Source organism: Ruegeria sp. BG9, from assembly GCF_056538305.1.
In genome coordinates, this window is sequence record NZ_JBQFSY010000003.1 from 252557 (window position 1) to 274963 (window position 22407).

General features: G+C 58.8%; 22 protein-coding genes. 12 read left to right on the forward strand and 10 right to left on the reverse strand.

All coding sequences use genetic code 11. The annotated features are described in order from the left end of the window. The first annotated feature begins 125 nt into the window (after positions 1 to 125). The 3 genes from ACR0I8_RS07115 to ACR0I8_RS07125 are packed head-to-tail and all read left to right on the forward strand — an operon-like array spanning position 126 to position 2330. Positions 126 to 1100, forward strand: a complete 975-nt coding sequence (locus ACR0I8_RS07115) for a Gfo/Idh/MocA family protein (protein WP_170689941.1) — start codon at positions 126 to 128, stop codon at positions 1098 to 1100. Positions 1101 to 1160: 60 nt separating this feature from the next. Continuing rightward, complete coding sequence (locus tag ACR0I8_RS07120) at positions 1161 to 1430, forward strand: DksA/TraR family C4-type zinc finger protein (RefSeq protein ID WP_170689942.1); 270 nt, start codon at positions 1161 to 1163, stop codon at positions 1428 to 1430. Between the two features lie 42 nt (positions 1431 to 1472). Further along, entirely contained in the window at positions 1473 to 2330 is an 858-nt protein-coding gene (locus ACR0I8_RS07125; protein ID WP_170689944.1) for a DMT family transporter, read from the forward strand. Here ACR0I8_RS07125 and ACR0I8_RS07130 read toward each other — a convergent pair whose 3' ends face one another. From ACR0I8_RS07130 to ACR0I8_RS07140, 3 genes are all read right to left on the reverse strand, one after another. Further along, positions 2331 to 4151: a M3 family oligoendopeptidase gene (locus ACR0I8_RS07130; RefSeq protein WP_170689945.1), complete on the reverse strand. Its 1821-nt coding sequence runs from the start codon at positions 4149 to 4151 to the stop codon at positions 2331 to 2333. 92 nt (positions 4152 to 4243) lie between these two features. Then, complete coding sequence (locus tag ACR0I8_RS07135; protein WP_170689947.1) at positions 4244 to 5191, reverse strand: alpha/beta hydrolase; 948 nt, start codon at positions 5189 to 5191, stop codon at positions 4244 to 4246. Beyond that, a complete protein-coding gene (locus ACR0I8_RS07140; protein ID WP_170457946.1) occupies positions 5191 to 5481 on the reverse strand; it encodes an SCP2 sterol-binding domain-containing protein in 291 nt (96 codons plus the stop codon). Before ACR0I8_RS07140 ends, ACR0I8_RS07135 begins: the two co-directional genes overlap by 1 nt. 30 nt (positions 5482 to 5511) lie before the next feature. Here ACR0I8_RS07140 and ACR0I8_RS07145 point away from each other — a divergent pair, with 30 nt between their 5' ends. The 6 genes from ACR0I8_RS07145 to ACR0I8_RS07170 all read left to right on the forward strand — a co-directional run bounded on the left by ACR0I8_RS07145 (position 5512) and on the right by ACR0I8_RS07170 (position 11409). Then, entirely contained in the window at positions 5512 to 6120 is a 609-nt protein-coding gene (locus ACR0I8_RS07145; RefSeq protein WP_170689948.1) for a tetratricopeptide repeat protein, read from the forward strand. Between the two features lie 23 nt (positions 6121 to 6143). Then, positions 6144 to 8954, forward strand: a complete 2811-nt coding sequence (locus ACR0I8_RS07150; protein WP_170689950.1) for a helicase-related protein — start codon at positions 6144 to 6146, stop codon at positions 8952 to 8954. Between the two features lie 6 nt (positions 8955 to 8960). Beyond that, the gene (locus tag ACR0I8_RS07155) at positions 8961 to 9335 is read left to right on the forward strand and encodes an RNA-binding S4 domain-containing protein (protein WP_170551423.1); all 375 of its coding nucleotides are present in this window, start codon (positions 8961 to 8963) and stop codon (positions 9333 to 9335) included. 53 nt (positions 9336 to 9388) lie between these two features. Then, positions 9389 to 9727, forward strand: coding sequence for a ferredoxin FdxA (fdxA, locus tag ACR0I8_RS07160; RefSeq protein ID WP_170469959.1), 339 nt, complete (start codon positions 9389 to 9391; stop codon positions 9725 to 9727). 286 nt (positions 9728 to 10013) lie between these two features. Further along, positions 10014 to 10529, forward strand: a complete 516-nt coding sequence (locus ACR0I8_RS07165; protein WP_170376497.1) for a CarD family transcriptional regulator — start codon at positions 10014 to 10016, stop codon at positions 10527 to 10529. A 118-nt stretch (positions 10530 to 10647) separates the two neighbouring features. Further along, positions 10648 to 11409: a potassium channel family protein gene (locus ACR0I8_RS07170; RefSeq protein WP_170469956.1), complete on the forward strand. Its 762-nt coding sequence runs from the start codon at positions 10648 to 10650 to the stop codon at positions 11407 to 11409. On the opposite strand, the gene cobS is transcribed toward ACR0I8_RS07170, so the two are convergent. Beyond that, positions 11406 to 12170, reverse strand: a complete 765-nt coding sequence (gene cobS / locus ACR0I8_RS07175; RefSeq protein WP_170689951.1) for an adenosylcobinamide-GDP ribazoletransferase — start codon at positions 12168 to 12170, stop codon at positions 11406 to 11408. The two genes, ACR0I8_RS07170 and cobS, sit on opposite strands and share 4 nt — an antisense overlap. Before the next feature lie 78 nt (positions 12171 to 12248). Here cobS and cobT point away from each other — a divergent pair, with 78 nt between their 5' ends. Beyond that, the gene (gene cobT / locus ACR0I8_RS07180; RefSeq protein ID WP_170689953.1) at positions 12249 to 13259 is read left to right on the forward strand and encodes a nicotinate-nucleotide--dimethylbenzimidazole phosphoribosyltransferase; all 1011 of its coding nucleotides are present in this window, start codon (positions 12249 to 12251) and stop codon (positions 13257 to 13259) included. A 30-nt stretch (positions 13260 to 13289) separates the two neighbouring features. On the opposite strand, the gene ACR0I8_RS07185 is transcribed toward cobT, so the two are convergent. Beyond that, positions 13290 to 15170, reverse strand: coding sequence for a monovalent cation:proton antiporter-2 (CPA2) family protein (locus ACR0I8_RS07185; protein ID WP_170689954.1), 1881 nt, complete (start codon positions 15168 to 15170; stop codon positions 13290 to 13292). 19 nt (positions 15171 to 15189) lie between these two features. Continuing rightward, a complete protein-coding gene (locus tag ACR0I8_RS07190) occupies positions 15190 to 15645 on the reverse strand; it encodes an Lrp/AsnC family transcriptional regulator (RefSeq protein ID WP_170376867.1) in 456 nt (151 codons plus the stop codon). A 147-nt stretch (positions 15646 to 15792) separates the two neighbouring features. On the opposite strand from ACR0I8_RS07190, the gene hppD reads away from it, so the two are divergent. Next, positions 15793 to 16890: a 4-hydroxyphenylpyruvate dioxygenase gene (gene hppD, locus ACR0I8_RS07195; RefSeq protein ID WP_170376512.1), complete on the forward strand. Its 1098-nt coding sequence runs from the start codon at positions 15793 to 15795 to the stop codon at positions 16888 to 16890. A gap of 84 nt (positions 16891 to 16974) precedes the next feature. On the opposite strand, the gene ACR0I8_RS07200 is transcribed toward hppD, so the two are convergent. Then, the gene (locus ACR0I8_RS07200) at positions 16975 to 17610 is read right to left on the reverse strand and encodes a class I SAM-dependent methyltransferase (protein ID WP_170689956.1); all 636 of its coding nucleotides are present in this window, start codon (positions 17608 to 17610) and stop codon (positions 16975 to 16977) included. Continuing rightward, the gene (locus ACR0I8_RS07205) at positions 17603 to 19492 is read right to left on the reverse strand and encodes a hypothetical protein (protein ID WP_170689958.1); all 1890 of its coding nucleotides are present in this window, start codon (positions 19490 to 19492) and stop codon (positions 17603 to 17605) included. The genes ACR0I8_RS07200 and ACR0I8_RS07205 overlap by 8 nt, the downstream gene beginning before the upstream one ends. A 164-nt stretch (positions 19493 to 19656) precedes the next feature. On the opposite strand from ACR0I8_RS07205, the gene ACR0I8_RS07210 reads away from it, so the two are divergent. Continuing rightward, complete coding sequence (locus tag ACR0I8_RS07210) at positions 19657 to 20352, forward strand: SIMPL domain-containing protein (protein ID WP_170376520.1); 696 nt, start codon at positions 19657 to 19659, stop codon at positions 20350 to 20352. A 2-nt stretch (positions 20353 to 20354) separates the two neighbouring features. On the opposite strand, the gene ACR0I8_RS07215 is transcribed toward ACR0I8_RS07210, so the two are convergent. Both ACR0I8_RS07215 and ACR0I8_RS07220 read right to left on the reverse strand, forming a co-directional pair. Beyond that, positions 20355 to 21065, reverse strand: coding sequence for a GNAT family N-acetyltransferase (locus ACR0I8_RS07215; RefSeq protein ID WP_170689959.1), 711 nt, complete (start codon positions 21063 to 21065; stop codon positions 20355 to 20357). A gap of 4 nt (positions 21066 to 21069) precedes the next feature. Continuing rightward, a complete protein-coding gene (locus ACR0I8_RS07220; RefSeq protein ID WP_170551394.1) occupies positions 21070 to 22362 on the reverse strand; it encodes an O-acetylhomoserine aminocarboxypropyltransferase/cysteine synthase family protein in 1293 nt (430 codons plus the stop codon). Between the last annotated feature and the right edge of the window lie 45 nt (positions 22363 to 22407).

Below are 22407 nucleotides of genomic sequence, written 5' to 3' on the forward strand. Positions count from 1 at the left end.
TTATAGTGATGAAAATCAAAGTGCTGCGCCGGATACCTCATCCTCTTTGCATCGTTTGTTGACACTTGCCCCGCCTCGGTCTTGAGTCAGCGGCACATCTAAATGGCCTGATCAGGGAGAGAGCGATGCAGAAACCGGTTCGATTTGGTGTTCTGGGGGCTGCCAAATTTGCGCGGCAATATATGGCGCCTGCAATTCACGCCGCAGACGGGGCGCGGTTGGCCGGGCTTGCGACCTCAAACGCGGCCAAGGCCGAGCCTTTTCAGGCTTTTTGCACCGATCTGACCGTCTATGACAGCTACGACGCGCTTCTGGATGATCCCGAGATCGAGGCCGTCTATATCCCACTGCCAAATCACATGCATGTCGAATGGAGCCTGAGGGCGCTCGACGCGGGCAAACATGTGCTGTGCGAAAAGCCGATGACGATGCAGGCGGCTGAGTTCGATGCGTTGATCGAAAAGCGCGATCAGACAGGTTTGCTCGCGGCTGAGGCCTATATGATCGTGCATCACCCTCAATGGCAGTTCGTGCAGAAACTCATCGCGGATGGCGCAATTGGCAAGCTGGTCCATGTGACAGGCGCGTTCAGTTTCGACAATCGTGAGGAAGTGACGAACATTCGCAATCGTGCAGAGACCGGCGGGGGCGGGCTGCGAGATATCGGGGTGTATGTCATCGGTGGCGCGCGGTTCGCTACAGGGCAGGAGCCTTCTGCAGTTCAATCCGCGATCCGTTGGCAGGACGGCATCGATACGTTCACCGAAATTCGCGCGCAATTCCCGGGCTTTACCTATTCGGCCTATGTCTCGATCCGGATGCACCCGCATCAAGAGATGGTGTTTCACGGTGAAGGCGGTGTCATCCGCCTGACCGCCCCGTTCAACGCGCGGGTGTTTGGCGAGGCGCGGGTCGAGTTGCATCGACCGGGGCTTGAGGTTCAGGTGACCCGGTTCCCAGGCGACGATCACTACAAACTGCAGGTTGAAGCCTTCTGTCGCTCGGTCCGCGACGGGGTGGCCTATCCTTGCCCGCTGGAGTTTTCGCGCGGGACGCAAGAGATGATTGATCGCGTGTTCGCGGATGCCGTTCCCCTCTGACTTGCCAGCAGTCGCCTGGCGCGCGTATCCTGTGCTGCATCCAAAAAACGGAGAGGTGTCATGGCCGGAGGTTGGGCCCGCGATGGTGCGGTCAGCGAACAGATCGAGGCGTCAATTTCCGACGAACTGGCACGTATGCAGGCGCAAAAGCGACCGGTCGGCGAAAGCCTGACCCATTGCGCGGAATGTGAGGAACCCATTCCCGAGAAACGCCGACAAGCACTGCCCGGCGTCAAGCTTTGTCTGGACTGTCAGCAGGAGAGGGACGGGACATATCAACAGCGGTCAGGCATTAACCGGCGCGGATCAAAAGACAGCCAGTTAAAGTAGGCCAGGCGCAGGATGCCTAACTCTACTGCGAAACAACCATTGATGCAGAACGGGTTGCTTCTTGGGTTTCTAGCCGCGTTTCTCTGGGGGACGCATAGTGTAATCGTGCGCTATCTGACGAGCGATCTGGGTGGACTGCAGATCGCAGTGACCCGCTTGTTCATCGCGGCACTAGCAGTTTATTGCATTTTGCGGGTCATGCGTGTGCCCGTTTCGATTGAACACAAAGACTGGAACTTTCGGCTGGCCGTACTGTCGACAGTCGTGAACTATATCCTGTTTCACGTAGGGCTGGAATACACAGGTGCCGCCAATGCCATGGTACTGGAAAACACCGCCCCGTTTTTTGTGCTGCTTTTCCTTTATTTCTTGGCGGATACACCAGTTATGCGTGTGGATGTACTCGCCACGATACTGGCGATTTTTGGGGTGTTCCTGACCGTGTTCCGCGATTTTCAGGGCGGTGGAGAGCCTTTGTTCGGTGATCTTTTGGAAATTGGCGCAGGGCTTAGTTGGGCCGTGTTTCTGGTTTCAAGTAGCCAGGCCATGCGCAATTCGACCTCAACGGCCGAGCGATTGAACTTTCTTTTCGGAATTTTTGTCTGCGCGGGCGTACTGTTGCTGCCATTGGCTGCGTTTTCCCTGCAAACCCCGACGGCGAAAGATGTGATCTTTCTGATCCTACTGGGCGTCCTTCCTACGGCGATGGCCTACTACCTCTGGTACGAGGCCGCCGCGCGCGTATCGACTTTGACGGCAACGTTGATGTTTGCCGCTTCCGTCGTATTCACGTTTATCAATTCGGCGCTGTTCCTTGGGGCCGCGATCACACCGATTGCGGCCCTCGGAGCTATTTTGATCGTGGCTGCAGTCTTCCTGACGACAAAGAAACAGGAGTGATCAGCCCTCCATCGCTTCTAACTCATCAATGAAGCCCGAAATCATTGACAGGCCTTTGTCCCAGAACTTGGGGTCGCTGGCATCTAGTCCAAACGGGGCAAGCAGGTCTTTGTGGTGTTTTGATCCACCGGCGCGCAGCATCTCGAAATACTTTTCCTCGAACCCCTCTGCACCGCTTTCGTAGACTGAATAGAGCGCGTTTACGAGGCCGTCTCCGAACGCATAGGCGTAGACGTAGAAGGGGGAATGCACGAAATGGGGGATATAGGCCCAGAACGTTTCATACCCTTCCATGAATTCGAATGACGGCCCGAGGCTTTCCGCCTGAACGCTCATCCACAGGGCATTGATGTCGTCCGGGGTCAGTTCGCCCTCGCGGCGGGCGGCGTGCAGCTTGCATTCGAAATCGTAGAAGGCGATCTGGCGGACGACCGTGTTGATCATGTCTTCGACCTTGCCAGCCAGAAGCACTTTGCGCTGTTCCTTGGTTTCGGCCTTGTCCAGCATTTTGCGGAAAGTCAGCATTTCACCAAACACGCTAGCGGTCTCGGCCAGTGTCAGCGGGGTCGAGGACAGCATCTCGCCCTGATCTGCCGCCAGGACCTGATGGACACCGTGGCCCAATTCGTGTGCGAGGGTCATCACATCGCGCGGTTTGCCCAGATAGTTGAGCATCACGTAAGGGTGGACATCGGTCACGGTCGGATGGGCGAAGGCGCCGGGCGCTTTACCCGGCTTCACCGCCGCGTCGATCCAGCCTTTAGAAAAGAACGGCGAGGCAATCTCACCCATGCGCGGATCAAAGGCGTTATAGGCATCCATCACCGTCTTCTCGGCCTCGTCCCAGCCGACGATGCGGGTGTCTTCCATTGGCAGTGGCGCGTTGCGGTCCCAGACCTGCATCACGTCAAGCCCCAGCCATTTGCGTTTGAGTTCGTAGTACCGGTGGCTCAGCTTGGGGTAGGCGGCGACCACGGCTTCGCGCAGGGCTTCGACCACTTCGGGCTCGACGTCGTTCGACAAGTGGCGACCGGTCTGAGCGGTTGGCATGTTGCGCCAGCGGTCGACGATTTCCTTTTCCTTGGCCTGCGTGTTGTGAACGCGGGCGAAGGTTTTGATGTTCTCCTGAAACACCGAGGCCAGTTCGCGCGAGGCCGCCTCGCGTTTGCTGCGGTCCTGTTCGGTCAGCAGGTTCAGGGTGCCTTCGATGTTCAGCTCTTCGCCGTCGACGGTGAAGGTCAGGCCCGCGATGGTTTCGTCGAACAAACGCTCCCACGCGTCACCGACAACGCCGAGGTCGTGGAGGAATTTCTCCAATTCGTCAGACAGTTGGTAGGGTTTCATCGCGCGAATGCGGCGGAAGACAGGCTCATAGCGCGCAAGATCAGCATTGGCCGCGAAATGGGCCTGCAGAACGTCGTCTTCGATGCGGTTGATCTCGAGCGTGAAGAACACCAGAGGGGTGGTGAAGACGGTGATCTTTTCCTGCATGTCCGACAGGAACTTTGCGCGGTCGGCATCGGTGGTCAGTTGGTAGTAACGCAGACCGGCGAAGGACATGATCCGACCGGCGATGGCGTTGATCTTCTCGTTGCGATGCACGCAGGTCAGCAGGCCTTCGGCGTCCAGATCGGCCAGTTTGCCTTCGTAGTCCGCCGCGAATGACGCGCATTCGCCCTCAAGCCAGTCCAGATCGCGCGTCAGCTCGGCCGCCTCTTCCGAGGCATAAAGGTCGGTCAGGTCCCATTCGGGCAGGTTGCCAAGGTTATCGGAACCGCCGACTGCATTTGCATCACGGACGGGAAAGGGCAGGTCGCGCATGGAATACCTCTGATTAGCTTTGTTGCCAAACATCTAGGGCTGGCGCGCCCGGATCACAAGCCACCAGTCAAGATCAGTGCCGTGCGGACGTCCTAGGGGCGATTTGCCAGGAAATGCGCGGTCAACTCGTCCAGAACCGGGTTGCGAACCTCGGGGGCCTCCATCAGCACCTCATGCTCACCATCGGGGATCTCGACCAGGCGACCATTGGGCCAGTTGGCCATCCGTGCGCGGATCGCCTTGCGGTCAACGATCTGCTCGTGGCTGCCCAGATAGGTCAGGCACGCGGTGTCCGGCGCAGGTTGCTCCATCAGCCATTCACATTCGCTGAGCGCCTCACGCAACCATTGGTTGGACGGGGCACCAAGCGCCAGTTCGGGGTGCGCCTTCAATTGATCCTGCATCATCTTGAACATGTCCGGGTCACGCGTCAGCGAGTTGCCCTCGAACGGCTCCGCCAGAACATAGCTGGTCAACGACGTGGTCGGCGGGGTGCGTTCACCCAATCCCAGCGCCGTGCCCCAATAGGCGGTCAGACGGCTGAGTGGCTTCATGAGCGGGACAAAGAAAATGCCCCACATCGGCCCGGTAAATGAACAGGCTGCAAAGCAATCGTTCTGGATGACCGCGCGCAAGCCGATGGCACCGCCCATCGAATGCCCGATCACATACCACGGGTGCGGCAGATCCAGTTTCTCAGCCAGCTCCAGCACCACGGCGACGTCATGTTGATAATCGGTGAATTTATCGACATGCCCGATGCGGGGTTCGTCCAACATGCGGTCGGCCAAACCCTGTCCGCGCCAGTCGACGGCGAGGGCGGCAAAGCCCCGGTTCAGGAACTCCCCTGCGGTGCTCGCGTATTTCTCGATATATTCGGTGCGGCCCGGAAACAGGAATACCGTGCCGTTTTTTGCATCCTCGGGCAGCCAATGCCCGAAACGGATGCGTTTGCCGTCGGCGGTGTGGAGCCAATGGGCTGTACCACCGGCAGGGTCGCCGGCCACATCATCGTAAAAGGGGGCCGGCGAGTACTCCATCAGGCCAGAACCGATGCAAGCTGCATGGCGATTCCCATGTCACCATCAACGCTGAGCTTGCCGGACATGAACGCGCCGGTCGGGTTTAGATCGCCGCTGAGGATCTGTTCGAACGTGTCCGCATCCGCGCTGAGTGTCACATCGGCGTCGTCATCACTGACGCGGGCGCCGTCGCCATCCAGAACAATTGCGCCCAGATCGGCGATTGCAAACTTGGCGGACGCATCAAAGCCACCGCCGGCCAGCTTTTCGTTCAGCGCGGCCGCAGCCTTTTCAAGAATCTCGCTCATGCTTTTCCTCATATTGTTTATGCGCCGTGAATGGACATCCTCGGTCGCAACGCTACACTGACCATTGTTATGGGTATTGCAATCACCAATCTCAAAGTTACCGTTGCGGCACTTGCCGTTCTAGTCATGTTTTCCACCAGTGGTGGAGCGCAACAAGCGGATTCCCGCGACGAAGAGGCGCTGTTACGGCAACTTTCGCAGGCAACGCCTGAGCAAGCCATCGGTCTGGATCGTCAGTTGCAGGCGCTCTGGTCTCAATCAGGCTCGGCCTCGGCTGATCTGTTGCTTGAGCGTGGGCGCGAAGCGCTGGATGACGGCGATATCGAGGCCGCAATCGAACATCTCACCGCGTTGACCGACCACGCGCCCGAGTTTGCCGAAGGCTGGCACGCGCGGGCCTCGGCCTTTTTCGGCATCGACCGGTTTGGAATGGCCGCCGCCGATCTGGAACACGCGTTGACCCTCAACCCGAACAACTATCAGGCCATTTACGGTCTGGGCCTGATCTTTGAGGTGGTCGGCAAACCCGATCAGGCGCTTGAGGCTTATTCCCGCGCGTTGGCTATACATCCCCATCATGAAGAAGTAACCAATGCCATGAATCGGCTGAAGCCTCAGGTTGAAGGCAAGGCGCTGTAAGTCGGAAGGCGCAGGGGGCAAAGGTGAGCGGGTCATCCCGAGTAGTGGCCGTACTTGGCCCAACGAACACAGGTAAAACTCATTACGCGATCGAACGCATGCTGGGGTATCGGACTGGTGTTATCGGCCTGCCTCTGCGTCTGCTCGCGCGTGAGGTCTATGACAAGATAGTCGCCATTCGCGGCCCCTCGGTCGTGGCGCTGGTGACCGGCGAGGAGCGGATCGTACCGCCGCGTACGCAGTATTGGGTCTGCACGGTCGAGGCGATGCCCGAAGGCATGGGCGCAGATTTCGTCGCGATTGATGAAATTCAGCTCTGCGTGGATCCCGAACGCGGACACGTCTTCACCGACCGGTTGCTGCGGTCGCGGGGAACGAGCGAGACGCTGTTCATGGGGTCCGACACCATGCGCGGACCGATTGCGGCACTTGTGCCCGAGGCGCAGTTTGTAAGGCGCGAGAGGATGTCTCAGCTGGTGTATTCGGGATCGAAAAAGATCAGCCGAATGCCCCCGCGAAGCGCCATTGTCGGGTTCTCGGTCGAAAACGTCTATGCCATCGCAGAACTGCTGCGCCGCCAAAAGGGTGGGGCGGCCGTGGTCATGGGTGCACTCAGCCCGCGCACACGGAACGCGCAGGTCGACCTCTATCAGAATGGTGAGGTCGACTATCTGGTTGCCACCGATGCCATCGGGATGGGCCTGAACCTAGATGTGAACCACGTGGCGTTTTCGTCCCTGACCAAATTCGACGGTCGCCGGATGCGCCCCTTGGCCCCGAATGAGTTGGCCCAGATCGCGGGCCGGGCAGGCCGGGGTATGTCGGATGGCACGTTCGGCGTGACTGGCGAGGCCCCGCCATTGGACGAAGGTGTCGCGCAGGCGATCATGGACAGCCGCTTTACCCCGATGAAAAAGCTGAACTGGCGGAATGCCGCCCTTCGCTTCGGCTCAGTGGACGCGCTGATCGACTCGCTAGAGGTCAGCCCGAATGACGAACATCTGACCAAGGCCCGCCCTGCAGACGACCTGAACGTGTTAAAATCGCTGTCGCAAGTGACCGAAGTCGCAGCCCGCGCCAGCGATGGCCCATCGATCAGATTGCTATGGGATGTGTGCCGAATTCCCGATTTTCGGGGCATTAGCCATTCGGAACATGCCAATCTGCTTGAGGTGATCTACGGCCATCTACACGAACGCGGCGCGATCCCGGGCGACTTCATGGCGCGGCAAATCCGCCGGATCGACCGCACGGACGGAGATATTGATGCGCTGTCCAAAAGGTTGGCTTATATTCGCACTTGGACATATGTTGCGCAACGAAACGGCTGGGTCCGTGACGAATCGCATTGGCGTGAGGAAACGCGCACTGTAGAAGACAGGTTGTCGGACGCTCTGCATGATCGTCTGACGCAAAGATTTGTGGACCGGCGCACCTCGGTGTTGCTGCGCCGGCTCAAACAGAAGGAGGCCCTTTTGGCCGAAGTAAATGACAAGGGTGAAGTGACCGTCGAAGGCGAATTCGTCGGTCGTCTGGAAGGGTTCCGGTTTACACCGGACAAAAGCGCGCAAGGGGCTGAGGCGAAAGCACTCAAATCGGCCTCGCTGCAAGCTCTCGCGCCGCAATTCCATCTGCGTGCCGATCGCTTCTACAATGCACCTGATACCGAAATTGATTTCACTGATCAGGGCGGCCTGATGTGGGGCGAATACGCTGTCGGCAAACTGGTTGCCGGGACTGAGCCCCTCAAGCCGATGGTCGAGGTTTTTGTGGATGAGGCCGCAGGGCCAGACGTCGAACAGAAGGTGCAGCGCCGCCTGCAGCACTTCATCGACCGCAAAGTGGCCGCGCTGTTCGAACCGCTGTTGAACCTGTCGCGGGACGAGGAACTGTCCGGTCTGGCCAAAGGCTTTGCTTTCCGCATGGTCGAGGCGTTGGGCGTGCTGCCCCGCGCACAGGTCGCGCAAGAGGTCAAGGATCTGGATCAGGATGCCCGTGGCGCGCTGCGCAAGCACGGCATCCGTTTTGGTCAGTTCACTATCTTCATGCCATTGCTGTTGAAACCTGCGCCCACGCGCCTGCGTCTGGTTCTCTGGGCGCTGTCCAGTGGTCTGCAGGAATTCCCCGAGGCACCGCCTCCGGGTCTGGTTACTGTACCGGTCGCCAAGGATGCGCCGCAGGGCTACGATACCATGTGCGGCTACCGCGATGCGGGCGAACGCTCGATACGGATCGACATGCTGGAACGTCTGGCCGATATGGTGCGCTCTGAGGACAGCCGGGGCGGCTTTGAAGCCAAGCCTGACATGCTCTCGATCACAGGCATGACGCTGGAGCAATTCGCGGACCTGATGCAGGGTTTGGGCTACAAGGCCGAACGTGGCGAGCGCGAAAAAGTCAAAGCTGCACCAGCCGAGGCACCTGCGACTGAAGCGGCAGAAAAACCCGCCGCCGAAGAAACCCCGGCCGTAGAGGTTTCGCCCGAAGAGGTCGCCGCACCCACAGAGGCCCCAGCCGAGGCCACCGAAAGCACCGAGGCAGCAGCTGAGACTCCGGCCGCTGACGCCGCAAGTAACGAACCCGAGGTCGAGGTGTTCTACATCTTCACATGGGGCCGTCAGCGCCAGCAAAATCGCGGCCCGCGCCGCGAGCAGGGGCAGGGCAAAGGCAAGCCGCGAGGGAAATCTCAGGACGGTCGCAAGCCGCAAGGCAAGAAGGGCGGCAAGCCGCAGGGCGCAAAATCCTTCTCTTCCCGACCTCCGAAAAAGGAAAAGGCGATCGACCCCGACAACCCGTTTGCAGCAGCGCTGATGGGTTTGAAGGGCGGCAACTGATCCGTCATGGATCAGGCCAAGCTGCGGATCGACAAATGGCTCTGGCAGGCGCGGTTCTTCAAGACACGTAGCCTGTCGGCCAAACAGGTCAGCGGCGGCCATGTCAGGCTGAACGGCAACCGCGTTCTGAAACCCGCCCAAGCGGTGGTTCCCGGCGACGTTCTGACCTTTCCACAGGGCAAAATCATCCGGGTCGTTCGCGTCGAAAAACTCGGCGACCGCCGCGGTCCGGCCCCCGAAGCGCAAACATTGTACTTCGATATGACGGAAAAGAAGGACATACCGCCCAAAAACCCGTCGTATGAGGGAAAAGGTCGTCCAACCAAGAAAGATCGGCGCGCGCTTGATCTTTCTCGCACTCCAAACGGCCCCACATCTTGAAGCCAAACCCGGACTGAACTAGCTAGACGCCAAACCTGAATGGGATTCTGAACATGACCTACGTCGTTACCGAAAATTGCATCGGCTGCAAATACACCGACTGTGTGGAAGTGTGCCCTGTGGACTGTTTCTACGAAGGTGAGAACACGCTGGTCATCCACCCGGACGAATGCATCGACTGTGGTGTTTGTGAACCCGAATGCCCGGCCGATGCAATCCGTCCCGACACCGAGCCAGGCATGGAAACTTGGGTCGAGTTCAACCGAAAATACTCGGAAATGTGGCCGGTCATTGTCACCAAGAAAGACCCGTTGCCCGAGGCGGAAGAGCGCGATGGCGAGGAAGGCAAGATGGAGAAATACTTCTCCGAAGCTCCTGGTGAAGGCGGGTAAGTGATTCGCACCTCATTTGGATGGCAAAGAAAAGCGGTCTTCCAAGCCTAATCCCTTGATTGCAGGCCGTTTATAAAAAAATTCCCCTAGGGAAACTTTTGAGTGTCTCATTTTTGTGATATACTCTGTCCCTACATGATGACTGAGATTGGGATGTACTCCGTAAGTATGCTCGCTTTGGAGTTCTGAATTTGCGACAAACAGACCGCCTGCCGGGGCCACAATAGGCACCGAGCGTGGTTTTTTTGTTGTTCGCGTCCCGGTCCAAAACCAAGGAATGAATTGAATGTCGAAGTCGAAAAAGCTTGAGTTCCGCCCGAACGATTATGTTGTCTACCCCGCCCATGGTGTGGGTCAGATCATCTCGATCGAAGAGCAGGACGTCGCTGGATTTTCGCTCGAATTGTTCGTCATCTCTTTTGAGAAAGACAAGATGACCCTTCGCGTGCCGACAAACAAAGTGACCGAATCCGGTCTGCGTTCGCTCAGCTCGCCGGATGTTATAAGCCAGGCGATGAAGACGCTAAAGGGCAAGGCCAAGGTCAAGCGGGCCATGTGGTCGCGTCGCGCGCAGGAATACGAACAGAAGATCAACTCGGGCGATCTGATCTCGATCGCCGAAGTGGTTCGCGACCTGCACCGCACTGATGATCAGCGCGAGCAAAGCTATTCCGAGCGTCAGCTTTATGAAGCCGCGCTCGAGCGTCTGACCCGCGAGGTCGCCGCCGTGTCCGGAGACGGAGAAATTTCTGCCGCCAAGCAGGTCGATGATGTTCTGACCTCACGCGCCGCTGCCGCTTAAGGTCGCGACGATTGAAACTGCAAGGCCGCTCCGGCATCGGGGCGGCCTTTTTCGTTGCTTGGTGGATTGGCGAAAACCGGTTAGTTTTTCTGTAGATGCAAGCAGATACCGGTTCGGCATGAAGAAGACGGTCAAGTTCCTATATATCGGAAAGGCCCCGATTTCGGTTTGGTTCCGCTATGGTTTGATCCTGTTCGATGTGGTCACCATCATCTTCTTTGTCGCCACCGCGCATTTTCCGCATGGCCCATGGGTTACTGGTATCAGTTGGGTGGTTGGCTTTATTATCCTTCTGGATTTTTCCGCCAGAATGTGGATCGCCAAGGATCGCTGGAAGCTGTTGCGTAAAATTTATACGCTGGCAGATATCGTGGTGATTGTGTCGTTGATCCTCGACCCGTTTCTGACCGGCAATCTCGCATTCCTGCGTATCCTGCGCGCCCTTCGGTTGATCCACTCGTACCATCTGCTGTGGGATTTACGGCGCGACAGTACCTTTTTCCGCACGCATGAAGATGCGGTCATCGCGGCCATCAATCTGCTGGTTTTCGTGTTTGCAACTTCGACAGCGGTTCTTGTCTTTTTCATCCCTGAAGATGCTAAGAACCCCTATATTGACGCGCTGTATTTCACCATGGCGACCCTGACGACGACGGGATTTGGCGACATCACCCTGTCAACGCCTTGGGGAAAGCTGTTTTCGGTGTTTATCATGGTGGTGGGTGTTGCCCTGTTCGTGCGTCTGGCACAGGCGATATTCATGCCTCAGAAAGTACGCCACAAATGCCCCAGCTGCGGGCTGTTCCGGCATGATCCGGACGCGGTGCATTGCAAGCATTGCGGCTGCACCCTGCGGATTGAGACGGGCGGGGTGTCTTAAAGCTGAGCCGCTATTGCTATCAGGATGGTGATTTCGGCCAATTGCTGAGAAGCGCCGAGGATATCTCCGGTCTGGCCGCCTATCTTGGCCTTTGCCACGAGGGCCAGAACACCCACAACGACCGCGGCGCATAGGGCGGGCAAAATGACCAGCCCACCGATCAGCAACACTCCCGTCGAACCCGCCAGAGCAAGCGAAACCGCGACAGGACCCACGGACGGGGCACCGACAGAATGGCTGAGACCGGATTTACGCGCATTGGGCAATGCAGCCATCAGCAAGGGCATGAACGCGCGTGACACCATACAGGCGGCAATGATCGCCAGAAACGCACCTGCTGACAGAAGGGCGGCGACCGCTGCAATCCGTATCAGCTGCGAACCAATCAGGGACAGCACGCCATATGTGCCGATATGGCTGTCCTTCATGATCTCCAACCGGCGTTCCGGCGTGAACCCGCCCCATAGGCCGTCAAACGTATCGGCCAGCCCGTCCTCATGCATTGCGCCCGTTGTCATGGTCAGGGTCGCGACGAGCAAAACGGCGCACACGAAAGGCGGAACCGATAATGTCAGTGCAAGCCACCCGATGACGCAAGCCAATGTACCAATCACCAAGCCGACCACCGGAAAGGCCCAAACCGCCTGCGCCTGCCGGGCAAAGACCCTCTCAGGCAAACGGGGCAGGGGCAGGCGCGTCAACAGGACCAGCGCCAGCGGGATATCCCATGCGGAAACCGGATTGGTGTCGTTTTTTTGCACTTCTGCGCCTTTCGAGGCCTTGTTGGTTTCAGTGCTTCGGTTAAACACACAGGACCACTCTGATGCAATGAGGCTTTGATGCTGCCTGAACTGAATGATTTGAACACGTTCCGCGACGCGTTGACCAGCGCTCCGGGGCCGGACATGGCGGCGGCCGATGGCGCGGCTGAACGCAATGGTCAGTTGACCAAACCGCCGGGCGCGCTGGGGCGGCTTGAGGATCTGGCGATCTGGTATGCGGCGTGGCGTGGGGATGCGCGACCGCAGGTTGCGGCCCCTCAGGTCATTGTCTTTGCGGGCAACCATGGAGTCACGGCGCAGGGCGTTTCGGCCTTTCCGCCCGAAGTGACCGTGCAGATGGTTATGAATTTTGAACATGGCGGCGCGGCGATCAACCAGTTGGCCAAGGCGGCGGGCGCAAAGATGGACGTCCACGCGCTGGATCTGGATCATCCAACGGCAGATTTCACCCAAGCCCCGGCCATGAGCGAAGCCGAGTTGCTGAGCGCTTTGCAAACCGGCTGGCAGGCGGTGGACCCGAAGTCCGACCTGCTGGTGGTAGGCGAGATGGGGATTGGCAACACCACCCCCGCCGCTGCTATTGCCTGCGCCCTTTACGGAGGCGAGGCCGCCGATTGGACTGGTCGCGGTACAGGGATCGACGATGCAGGCCTTGCAAACAAGACCCGCGTAGTGGCCGAAGGCGTTGCGCTGCATGGCAGTGAAGACGGGGTGGAGGTTCTGCGCTGCCTCGGCGGGCGCGAGATCGCGGCCATGGCCGGAGCGATTGCGGCGGCCCGTATGTTGCGCATTCCCGTCATCCTGGATGGCTTCATCTGCACATCGGCAGCGGCCTGTCTGGCGCGCATCTCGCCCTCGGCTCTGGATCACACCATCGCGGGGCACCAAAGCGCAGAAGGCGCGCATGCAGCGATGCTGTCAAAACTGGGCAAAGAGCCTCTGCTGAGCCTCGGCCTGCGTCTTGGTGAGGGATCAGGCGGTGCGCTTGCGATCAACATTCTCAAAAGCGCGGTTGCCTGCCACTCGGGCATGGCAACCTTTGCTGAGGCGGGCGTCTCGGACGGGTAACCCAAGCGCTTGACCGGGCAATTGCTTGGGTCAGGCAGAATCCTTGGCGTGCTGTTCCGCCAATTCCAGCAAAGCGGTTTCCAGATCCTTCTCAAGCTTTTGCGCGCGTTCGATGTATTTCGTATTCTCGGACGTGGGCATGCCGGGAATCCAAAGCTCGGCCAAATCGCGTACGGACGTCCGGTCATGGTGATAGAAGGTCTGTTCAGCCTGCGCGGCCTCGTACTCGCTCAGCCCGATATTCTCGAGCACATAACGGCCCGCGCGCAAAGAGCTGTCGAACATTTCGCGCACGATGTCATTGGCCCCGGCCTGATACAGTTCATACACATGTGTCCGATCATGCGCCCGTGCGATGATATGCAAATCGGGGCGTTGCCGGCGAGCGTAGCCAACCAACCGCGTTACCGTCTTTCGATCATCCATCGCAGCGACAAGCACCGAGGCTTTCTCAAGCCCCGCAGCGCGCAATAGTTCCGGCCGGGTCGGGTCACCCAGAAAGCCTTTTACGCCAAAACGACGCATCAGCTGAATCGTCTCGATATCGTGGTCCAGAACAACGGTCTTGAAGCCGCTGGCCCGGACCAACCGATTGACGATCTGGCCAAACCGACCGATCCCGGCGATGATAACGGGGCCTTTTTCGTCGATCTCATCGGGTTCCGGCGCGGCGTTGGTGTCGGCCATCTTGCGGGACAAAAGGTCGTATATGATGAAAAGAAGCGGGGTGATCAGCATAGTCAGCGCGATGATCATCAGCAACTTTTGCGACAGGTCCGGCGGGATGACATTCTGCTGCGTCGAAAACGCCAAAAGGACAAAGCCGAACTCACCCGCCTGGGCCAGTCCAAGGGTGAACAGCCAGTGATCCCGGCCCTTCAGTTTGAAGGCTTTGCCGACGAGATAGAGGATGATGCCTTTGACAAGGATAACCAGCAGGGCCAAACCGATCAGGTCAAACGGATCGTTGAAGAAATAGCCGACGTTGATCCCGGCTCCGACCGTAATGAAGAACAGCCCTAGGAAGAGGCCCTTGAATGGCTCAAGGTCGCTTTCCATTTCATGGCGGAATTCCGAGCTGGCCAAAACCACACCCGCCAGAAACGCACCCAGAGCGGGTGACAGGCCCACCAGTGTCATCAGGAACGAAATTCCGACCACGATCATCAGCGCCAGCGCGGTATACATCTCGCGCAGGCGGGTTGCGTGAATGAACCGGAACAGTGGGCGGGTCAGGTAGACGCCCGCCAGAATGACAAAAGCAATTGCGCCGATGGTGACCAGAGTGACAGCCCAGCCCGGCAGCCCTTCTACCAGAGACAGGCTGTGATGCCCGGCATCATGCAGATGCTCAGCGCCGCGGTCGATGGAGCCGTCTGCCTCAATATGCGGCATGGCAGGAAGCGCGAGCAGCGGCAGCAGGGCCAGAATCGGGATGACGGCAATGTCCTGTGTCAGCAGAACGGAAAAGGTTGCGCGGCCTCCGTTCGTTTGCATCAAACCCTTCTCAGACAGAGTTTGCAGTACGATCGCAGTTGAGGACAAACAAAGGGTCAAACCCACCGCCAGAGCGACGGACCACGGGTGGTTCGCGTACATCGCGACACCGGCAATAACGGCGGTGGACAACAGAACCTGAAGCCCGCCAAGACCCAACAGCTTGTCGCGCATATCCCACAGGGCGCGAGGCTCCAACTCGAGTCCAATGAGGAACAGCATCATGACCACGCCGAACTCGGCGACATGTTGCAGGTCTTCAGTCTCGGCGCCGACAAGCCCGAGGACGGGGCCGATGATCAGGCCAGCCGCCAAGTATCCGAGAACCGACCCAAGGCCCAACCGCGCCGACAGGGGCACGGCAATCACGGCCGCAGCCAGATAAATAGAAGCCTGGTATAGGAAATCGTCCATCTATGTCCTCATTGCCCGCTCAGGTTGGCAGGGGTGCGTCGCGTTTGAGTTGGTCCATCACGATCTGGCTTTGTACCCGTGCCACTGCAGGATGCGGCAGGATCACCTCGTGAAGCAAGCTGTTGAGCGCAGAAAGATCGTCACAATAGACGTGAAGCAGGTAGTCTGCCTCGCCCGTCATCGTCCAGGCACTTGTGATCTCGGGTTGGGTGTTAACCATCCGGGCAAAGCTGGCGGATTGATCGGGGCCGTGTGTGCCAAGATGGACCTGAACGAAGCCCTGAACCTGCAAGCCGAGTTTCAGGGGATCCAGCCGAGCCGCGTAGCCGGTGATATAGCCCTCGGCCTCAAGGCGCTGACGGCGGCGGCCTGCCTGGCTGGGGGAGAGGTTCAGCAGCTCACCCAATTGATGCGCGGTCAGATGCGCGTCCTTTTGAAGCGCTGAGAGTAGGCGTGTATCGGTTGCATCAAGCATATGCGGCAAGATCTCATATTTCAGGTCATTCATGCGCAGTTTGCGCACACTTAGAGAGTTTACATGAAAACAATGCGCGGAAACAGCACTGCTTAAGGCGTATTTTAGAATCAGCAAAGAAATTCCTGTTTTCGAAGGAGACGCGCCATGGGTCCTTTCCCGCATAACGCCCCGAAATCTGTCATCAGTCCCGAAAACCCCGCAGGTACCGACGGGTTTGAGTTTGTCGAGTTCGCGCACCCTGAACCGCAGGAGCTGCGTGATCTGTTCGCCAAAATGGGCTTCGATCTGGTTGCGCGCCACAAATCCAAACCTCTGGTCGAACTGTGGCAGCAGGGCGATGTCACCTACATCCTGAACGCGGACCCCGAAAGCTATGCCGACAAGTTCGTCGCGGAACACGGCCCTTGTGCACCTTCGATGGGCTGGCGCGTTGTGGATGCGCAGAAAGCTTACGAGCATGCCGTCGCAAAAGGGGCGGAGCCGTATGACGGTGCGGACAAGACGATGAATGTCCCGGCCATCAAGGGGATTGGCGGATCGCTGATCTACTTCATTGACCAGTATTACGATACCTCGCCCTACAATGAGGAATTCGCGTGGATCAAAGAATCGAAACCGCGCGGCGAGGGGTTCTATTATCTCGATCACCTCACCCACAATGTCTACCGGGGCAATATGGACAAGTGGTTCAAGTTTTATGGCGACCTGTTCAACTTCCGTGAAATCCGGTTCTTTGACATCCAGGGCAAGTTCACCGGTCTCTATAGCCGCGCGCTGACATCGCCCTGTGGCCGCATCCGTATCCCGATCAACGAGGATCGGGGCGAAACGGGTCAGATCGTCTCTTACCTGAAAAAGTACAAGGGCGAGGGCATTCAGCATATCGCGGTGGGCAGCGAGGACATCTATGCCTCGACCGACGCCATTGCCGAGAACGGGTTGAAGTTCATGCCTGGTCCAAACCAGTCCTATTATGACATGTCCAAAGACCGTGTAACGGACCACGATGAGCCGCTGGATCGGATGATGAAGCACGGCATTCTGATCGACGGTGAAGGCGTTGTGGACGGGGGAGAGACACGGATTCTGCTGCAAATCTTCTCAAAAACCGTGATCGGCCCGATTTTCTTCGAGTTCATCCAGCGCAAAGGTGATGATGGCTTCGGTGAGGGTAACTTCCAGGCCCTCTTCGAATCCATCGAACGCGAACAAATCGAAAGCGGAGAGATTTCGGCGGCCTAAAGCGTTTCGGTTTTACCTGAAGCGCCAAGTGGCACGAATGTCCCGAGAACGCTGAAAGCGTGGCAGGGTATTCGTGTCGCAGGTTTAAACCGAAACGCTAAAAGCTGCGCCAAATACCAGCCAGGTCCAGGTTACACCTGCGCGCTGGTTGGCCGGTTGTATCGAGTCGATTCGGGACCTGTGGTGCACCTGCAGGCCCGAACCTGCCGCTTGATCAACTATGGCGTCGTCCGAAATCACATAACCGGGTCGGTCAGACGGGCAGGGGCCATGTCTGAGTGACAAAATCATCCGCCCTTGCGGCCGCAGCCGTTTAGACAGTACGCGGATAGCCAAGTGTTGGTCACGCGGAGGCAGGTGATGCAGAACTCCAATGACCAGAATGGAGTCGAACGCGGCGTTGTCTGGCAGAGCGCTTAGTCTTGGCAGACAAGCATCAAGCCATCGAACGGATTGCGCGCCGTCACCGCGCATTGCGTGGTTTCGAAAGGCATCGACTGGCTCTACCGTCGTCACATCACAGCCGCGTTTGGCTAGCCAACGCGCGAGTGTCCCCGTGCCCGCGCCTACGTCGAGAACGCTCGCCCCGGTATCGGGCACGTGATCCAAAACGGGGCGCAGGACTTCGGTAGGAGAAAGGCCGTCATAGGCCGGGATCAACCGGTGGGCGGCGTGTTCGTACCCAGCTTTGACTGTCTGAAAATACAGGTCCTCAGCCACGCGGCATTTTCAAAGTCAGGTTGCGGCCCTTCTTCTCATACCGCAATTCGCTGTCGCTGATGGCGATGACCTTGCCGCCGTCAATCCGGTCTCCGATCTTGAGCTTTTTGTACCGACCACTCGGAAGCCGGACGAGGGCACGGCGATTTGCGGGTGTGCCGTAGACGCCGATCAGGTTCAGCTTACGCAGGTTGAGGGCATTGTCGATTGTGGCCTGGCGCGCGACCGAGGCCGTTGTCGGGATTCTCGGGGTCACGGATTTCGGCTGGAAGGACCCGGCCTCGTCATTGCTCGACGCGACTGCGGCGGTTGATCCCAGATTTGATCCGCTAGGGCTGGCCGAGGCCACAGCCCGCGCGGGCCGCAATTTGGGGCGCGGGACGCGAACAACAGCCAAGGCGGTGGGTGTGTAGTCGATCTCGGGCTGTACCTGTAGGCTTTCAGGCCGCAATTTGGGCCTTACGACAGCAAGCTCTTCAAGACTGCGCCCGCCCAATTGCGTGCGTTCGAAATTCTCGACCAGATTGCCGGGGCGGGGCCGGGGTCGGAGTTCGGCCAGCCTCTGGTTCACCTCATCGACCACTGGTTCTTCCTCGAACCGCACCGGTACTTCGGGCGGGACTTTGGATGGGCGACCCAGGTAGACCACGATCCCCTCGGGCGACAATGCGCCTTCTGCGGTCGGCACGACCAAGCCGCGCTCGTCCAGTTCATATTGTGCGCCTGCAATTGCGGGGCCGGGGATGCGCTCAAAGGCGGCATCCGTGTCGAAACTGCGTTGGTCGGGCAGGGCAATTGCGTCGCTGGACAAGTCCGGGTTGTGAATGGATGCGAGGTAGAGGTCATCCTCGGAAATCAATGCCGGGGTAATGGGCGCTTCGGGGGCCTCCACTAGGGCGCCTGCGATCTCTTCGATGTCGCTTTGTGTTTCGGGGTCCTGTGCAATCTGTTCCACAGGCGTCGGCGCGACTTTCAACGCTTCGAGAATGGCCGCATCTGTTGGGGACAATTCTGGCTGGGCTTCAGGTTCTGGCTGGGCTTCAGGTTCTGGTTCTTCTTCCGCTGCTGGTGTCGCCGCGATTTCGGTTTCAGGCTCTGGATCCGTCTCAGGCGGTGAAGCGTCCTGAGACTGCGGTGCAGACAGTTCGGCCGTATCGTTTTCGGTAGACGTGTCGTTGTCTGGGTGTGCCCCGATCAGAGACCACGCCCAAACACCTACCCCAACGCAGATCAGCGCGGCAATCGCAGGAATCGCCCAACGTTGCGCTTTGTTCGATGTGGGAGGTAGCGCGATTGCAGCCGGAGCAGGGTCAGGAGAGCGGAACTCTGTGGGCGCCGCGTCATCCGCTATGGCATGAACCGGGGGGCTTTCTAGCTCGGGTTCGGGTGAAGGCGCAGCGACCTGCGGCTCGCTGGTCAGGTCAAATACAGGCTCGCGCGGGAATTCGGCCTCAGTCGTGGCCGCACTAAAGGTGACGGGTAAGAACCCGTGCTGCGCGGCAAAACCCTGCGCTTCATCCAGCGTCTCACGCGCGACGGCGGCAACAAAGGTGGTCGGCCCCTCGGTTGCGCTGTCATAGGACAGATCGGCCAACTCATACGGAGTTGCCTTGGCGACTGCGGCTTGAACCTCGGACGCGATCTGATCATCGCTTTGGCCTTCCGTGGGCAGGGCAAGATACCGCACCTGATCTGCCGGCAGCACCAGTTTGCAGCTCAGGTCGTTTTCCAGCGCAAAGGCTTTGTCGTGCAGGGCTTTGATCTGGTCACTCAGATCCGGGGCCGACAAAGGCACTTCGCCAATGTCGTACCATTCACCATCCGAATGGTGTTGAAGGGAAATTCCGGTCGCAGAAAAGGTCAGCGCAAAAGCGGGTTTCATAATCCGGAGGAACCACAGTTAACCATATCAACGCAAATACCTTTGTATTCGCAGGGTGATACTAAAGCAGGAACCCGCCGAGGGAAAGAAAAAGCCGGGACTTCCCCTTGTGCGTGTAGGCCCCCCGGACCCATGTTGAGACAGAGTAAGTTGGAGGGATCACCTTGAAGACATTCGCTTTTCTGGCCGCGATGATGGCCGCAACCACCGCCGGGCTGGCACATGCGGAAGAACGTCGCATCAACGTGGATGCCACCGGAACCGTTCAGGTTGCCCCTGATATGGCGACAATCACCCTGGGTGTGACACATCAAAACCCCGAGGCATCAGAGGCCATGAAAGCCACCTCGGACGCTGTGGCGCAGGTTCTTGCGCGCTTGGGTGAAATGGGCATCGACGAGCGGGATTTGCAGACACGCGATCTTTCTTTGTCGCCCATCTGGTCGAATCGGAACCAGCAAAACGGGGAACCGCCTGAGATCACCGGATTTGTCGCCTCGAACCGGGTATTCGTGCGGGTGCGTGATCTGACCCAACTGGGTGAGGTCATGGATGCGGTCATTCAGGACGGGGCCAACGATTTCAGCGGGTTGAGCTTTGGTTTGCAAGACTCAGAACCGATCGAGGTTCAGGCCCGTGCAAAAGCTGTGAGCGAAGCAACCGCAAAGGCCGAGCAACTTGCCCAGGCTGCCAATGTCACGTTGGGGCCAGTTCAGACAATCTCGGAGCGTGGCGGCGGTGTGCGCCCGATGGCTGAGATGCGAACGATGGCTATGGCCGACACGGGCGGAGTGCCGGTTGCTGGCGGCGAGATCTCGGTTTCTGTCAGTGTTTCGATGGAGTTCGAGATTTCAGAATAGGTTCAGGCGCTCGCGCGGGCCATCAGCGGTTTTCGTTGCTGGCCCGTTTCGTCAAAATTATCCGGGGACAACCAATCCTCAAACGCATCTCGAATACGCGGCCATTCGCTGTCGAGGATCGAATACCATGCCGTATCGCGATTGCGCCCCTTGTAGTGAGTCGCTTGGCGGAACGTGCCCTCATAGGTGAAGCCCAACCTCTGGGCTGCACTGCAAGAGGGGGCATTCAGCGCGTCGCATTTCCATTCGTAGCGACGATAGCCCAGCTCATCGAATACACGTCGCATCATCAGATACATGACCTCGGTCGATTGCGGCTTGCGCTGCAGCAGGGGCGAGAAGTGGATATGCCCGACCTCGATCACGCCAGCGGCAGGTTCGATTCTGAGGTATGACGCCATGCCAACGGGGACATCGTTTGCATCCAGAACCGTGTGAAACATCGGGTCGGCGTCCATGCAGTTTGCGCGTGCCCAAGTTTCAAACTCCTGCTCAGAGCCAAACGGCCCGTAGGGCAGGTAGGTCCAATTGTGGTGATCGGCATCATTGGCAAACGCCCGGAACAATCCGGGCGCATGCCTGTTCACATCAAGCGGCACAACCGAGCAATACTGGCCCTCCATCGGGGTATATGGTGGCGCCGGGCGCGGGAACTCGCCCGTGACCGGCCGTCCGATGGGTTGACCCAGTGCGTTGGTGTCGTGTCCGCTCATGGCTTCATGCGCTGGCTTTGGCCAAAGCCTGATCCAGATCGGCGATCAGGTCGTTGGCATCCTCGATACCGATCGACACACGCACTACGTTGGGGCCCGCACCTGCGGCCTCTTGCTGTTCGGGGGTCAACTGACGGTGCGTGGTCGAGGCCGAGTGGATGATCAGCGAACGCGCGTCGCCGAGGTTGGCAACGTGGCTGAAGATCTCCAAAGCGTTCACGAGTTTGATGCAGGCGTCATAGCCACCCTTGACCGCAAAGGTGAATAGCGCACCGGCGCCACGCGGATACTGCGCCTTGACCCTGTCGTGATAAGGCGACGAAGGCAGGCCCGCATAGGTCACGTAGTCGACCCGGTCATCCGCTTCCAGCCAGGCGGCGATCTTCTGGGCGTTCTCGACGTGGCGCTCCATCCGCAGCGACAGGGTTTCGATCCCCATCAGCGTGTAATGTGCCGCCTGCGGGTTCATCGTCATGCCCAGATCGCGCAGGCCGATGGCGATGCCGTGGAAGGTGAAGGCCAGCGGGCCAAAGGTCTCATGGAACTTCAACCCGTGATAGGCCTGCTCGGGCTGGCTGAGTGAAGGGAATTTGTCATTCGCCGACCAGTCGAACTTGCCCGAATCCACGATGCAGCCACCGGTGACGGTGCCATTGCCGGTCAGGTATTTGGTGGTCGAATGCACAACCAGAGTCGCGCCGTGTTCAATCGGGCGGCACAGGTAAGGCGTGGCTGAGGTGTTATCGACGATCAGCGGAATGCCTGCGCCGTCCGCGACATCCGCCAGCGACCGAATATCGGTGACATAGCCGCCGGGGTTGGCGATGGATTCGCAGAATACCGCGCGGGTGTTTTCGTCGATGGCGGCCTTTACGGCCTCCAGATCATCAGTGTCGACAAACTTGGCCGACCAGCCGAAGCGCTTGATGGTCTGGCTGAACTGCGTGACCGTGCCGCCATACAGACGGGTCGATGCGACCACGTTGCAACCAGGTCCCATCAGCGGGAACAGCGCCATGATCTGCGCCGCGTGTCCCGAGGAACAGCACACCGCGCCAACGCCACCTTCCAGCGTCGCGACGCGTTCCTGCAGAACGGCGACGGTCGGATTGGTCAGGCGCGAATAGATAAAGCCCACTTCCTGCAGGTTAAACAAAGCCGCCGCGTGGTCCGCATCGCGAAAGACATAAGCCGTCGTTTGATAGATGGGAGTCTGGCGCGCGCCGGTTGCGGGATCGGGGCGTGCGCCCGCGTGTATCTGCAGAGTGTCGAAACCGTAGGTAGGGCCGTCAGACATCGTGAAAATCTCCTGTTGGAATGTGCGTTGGCGAATCTGTAGGCT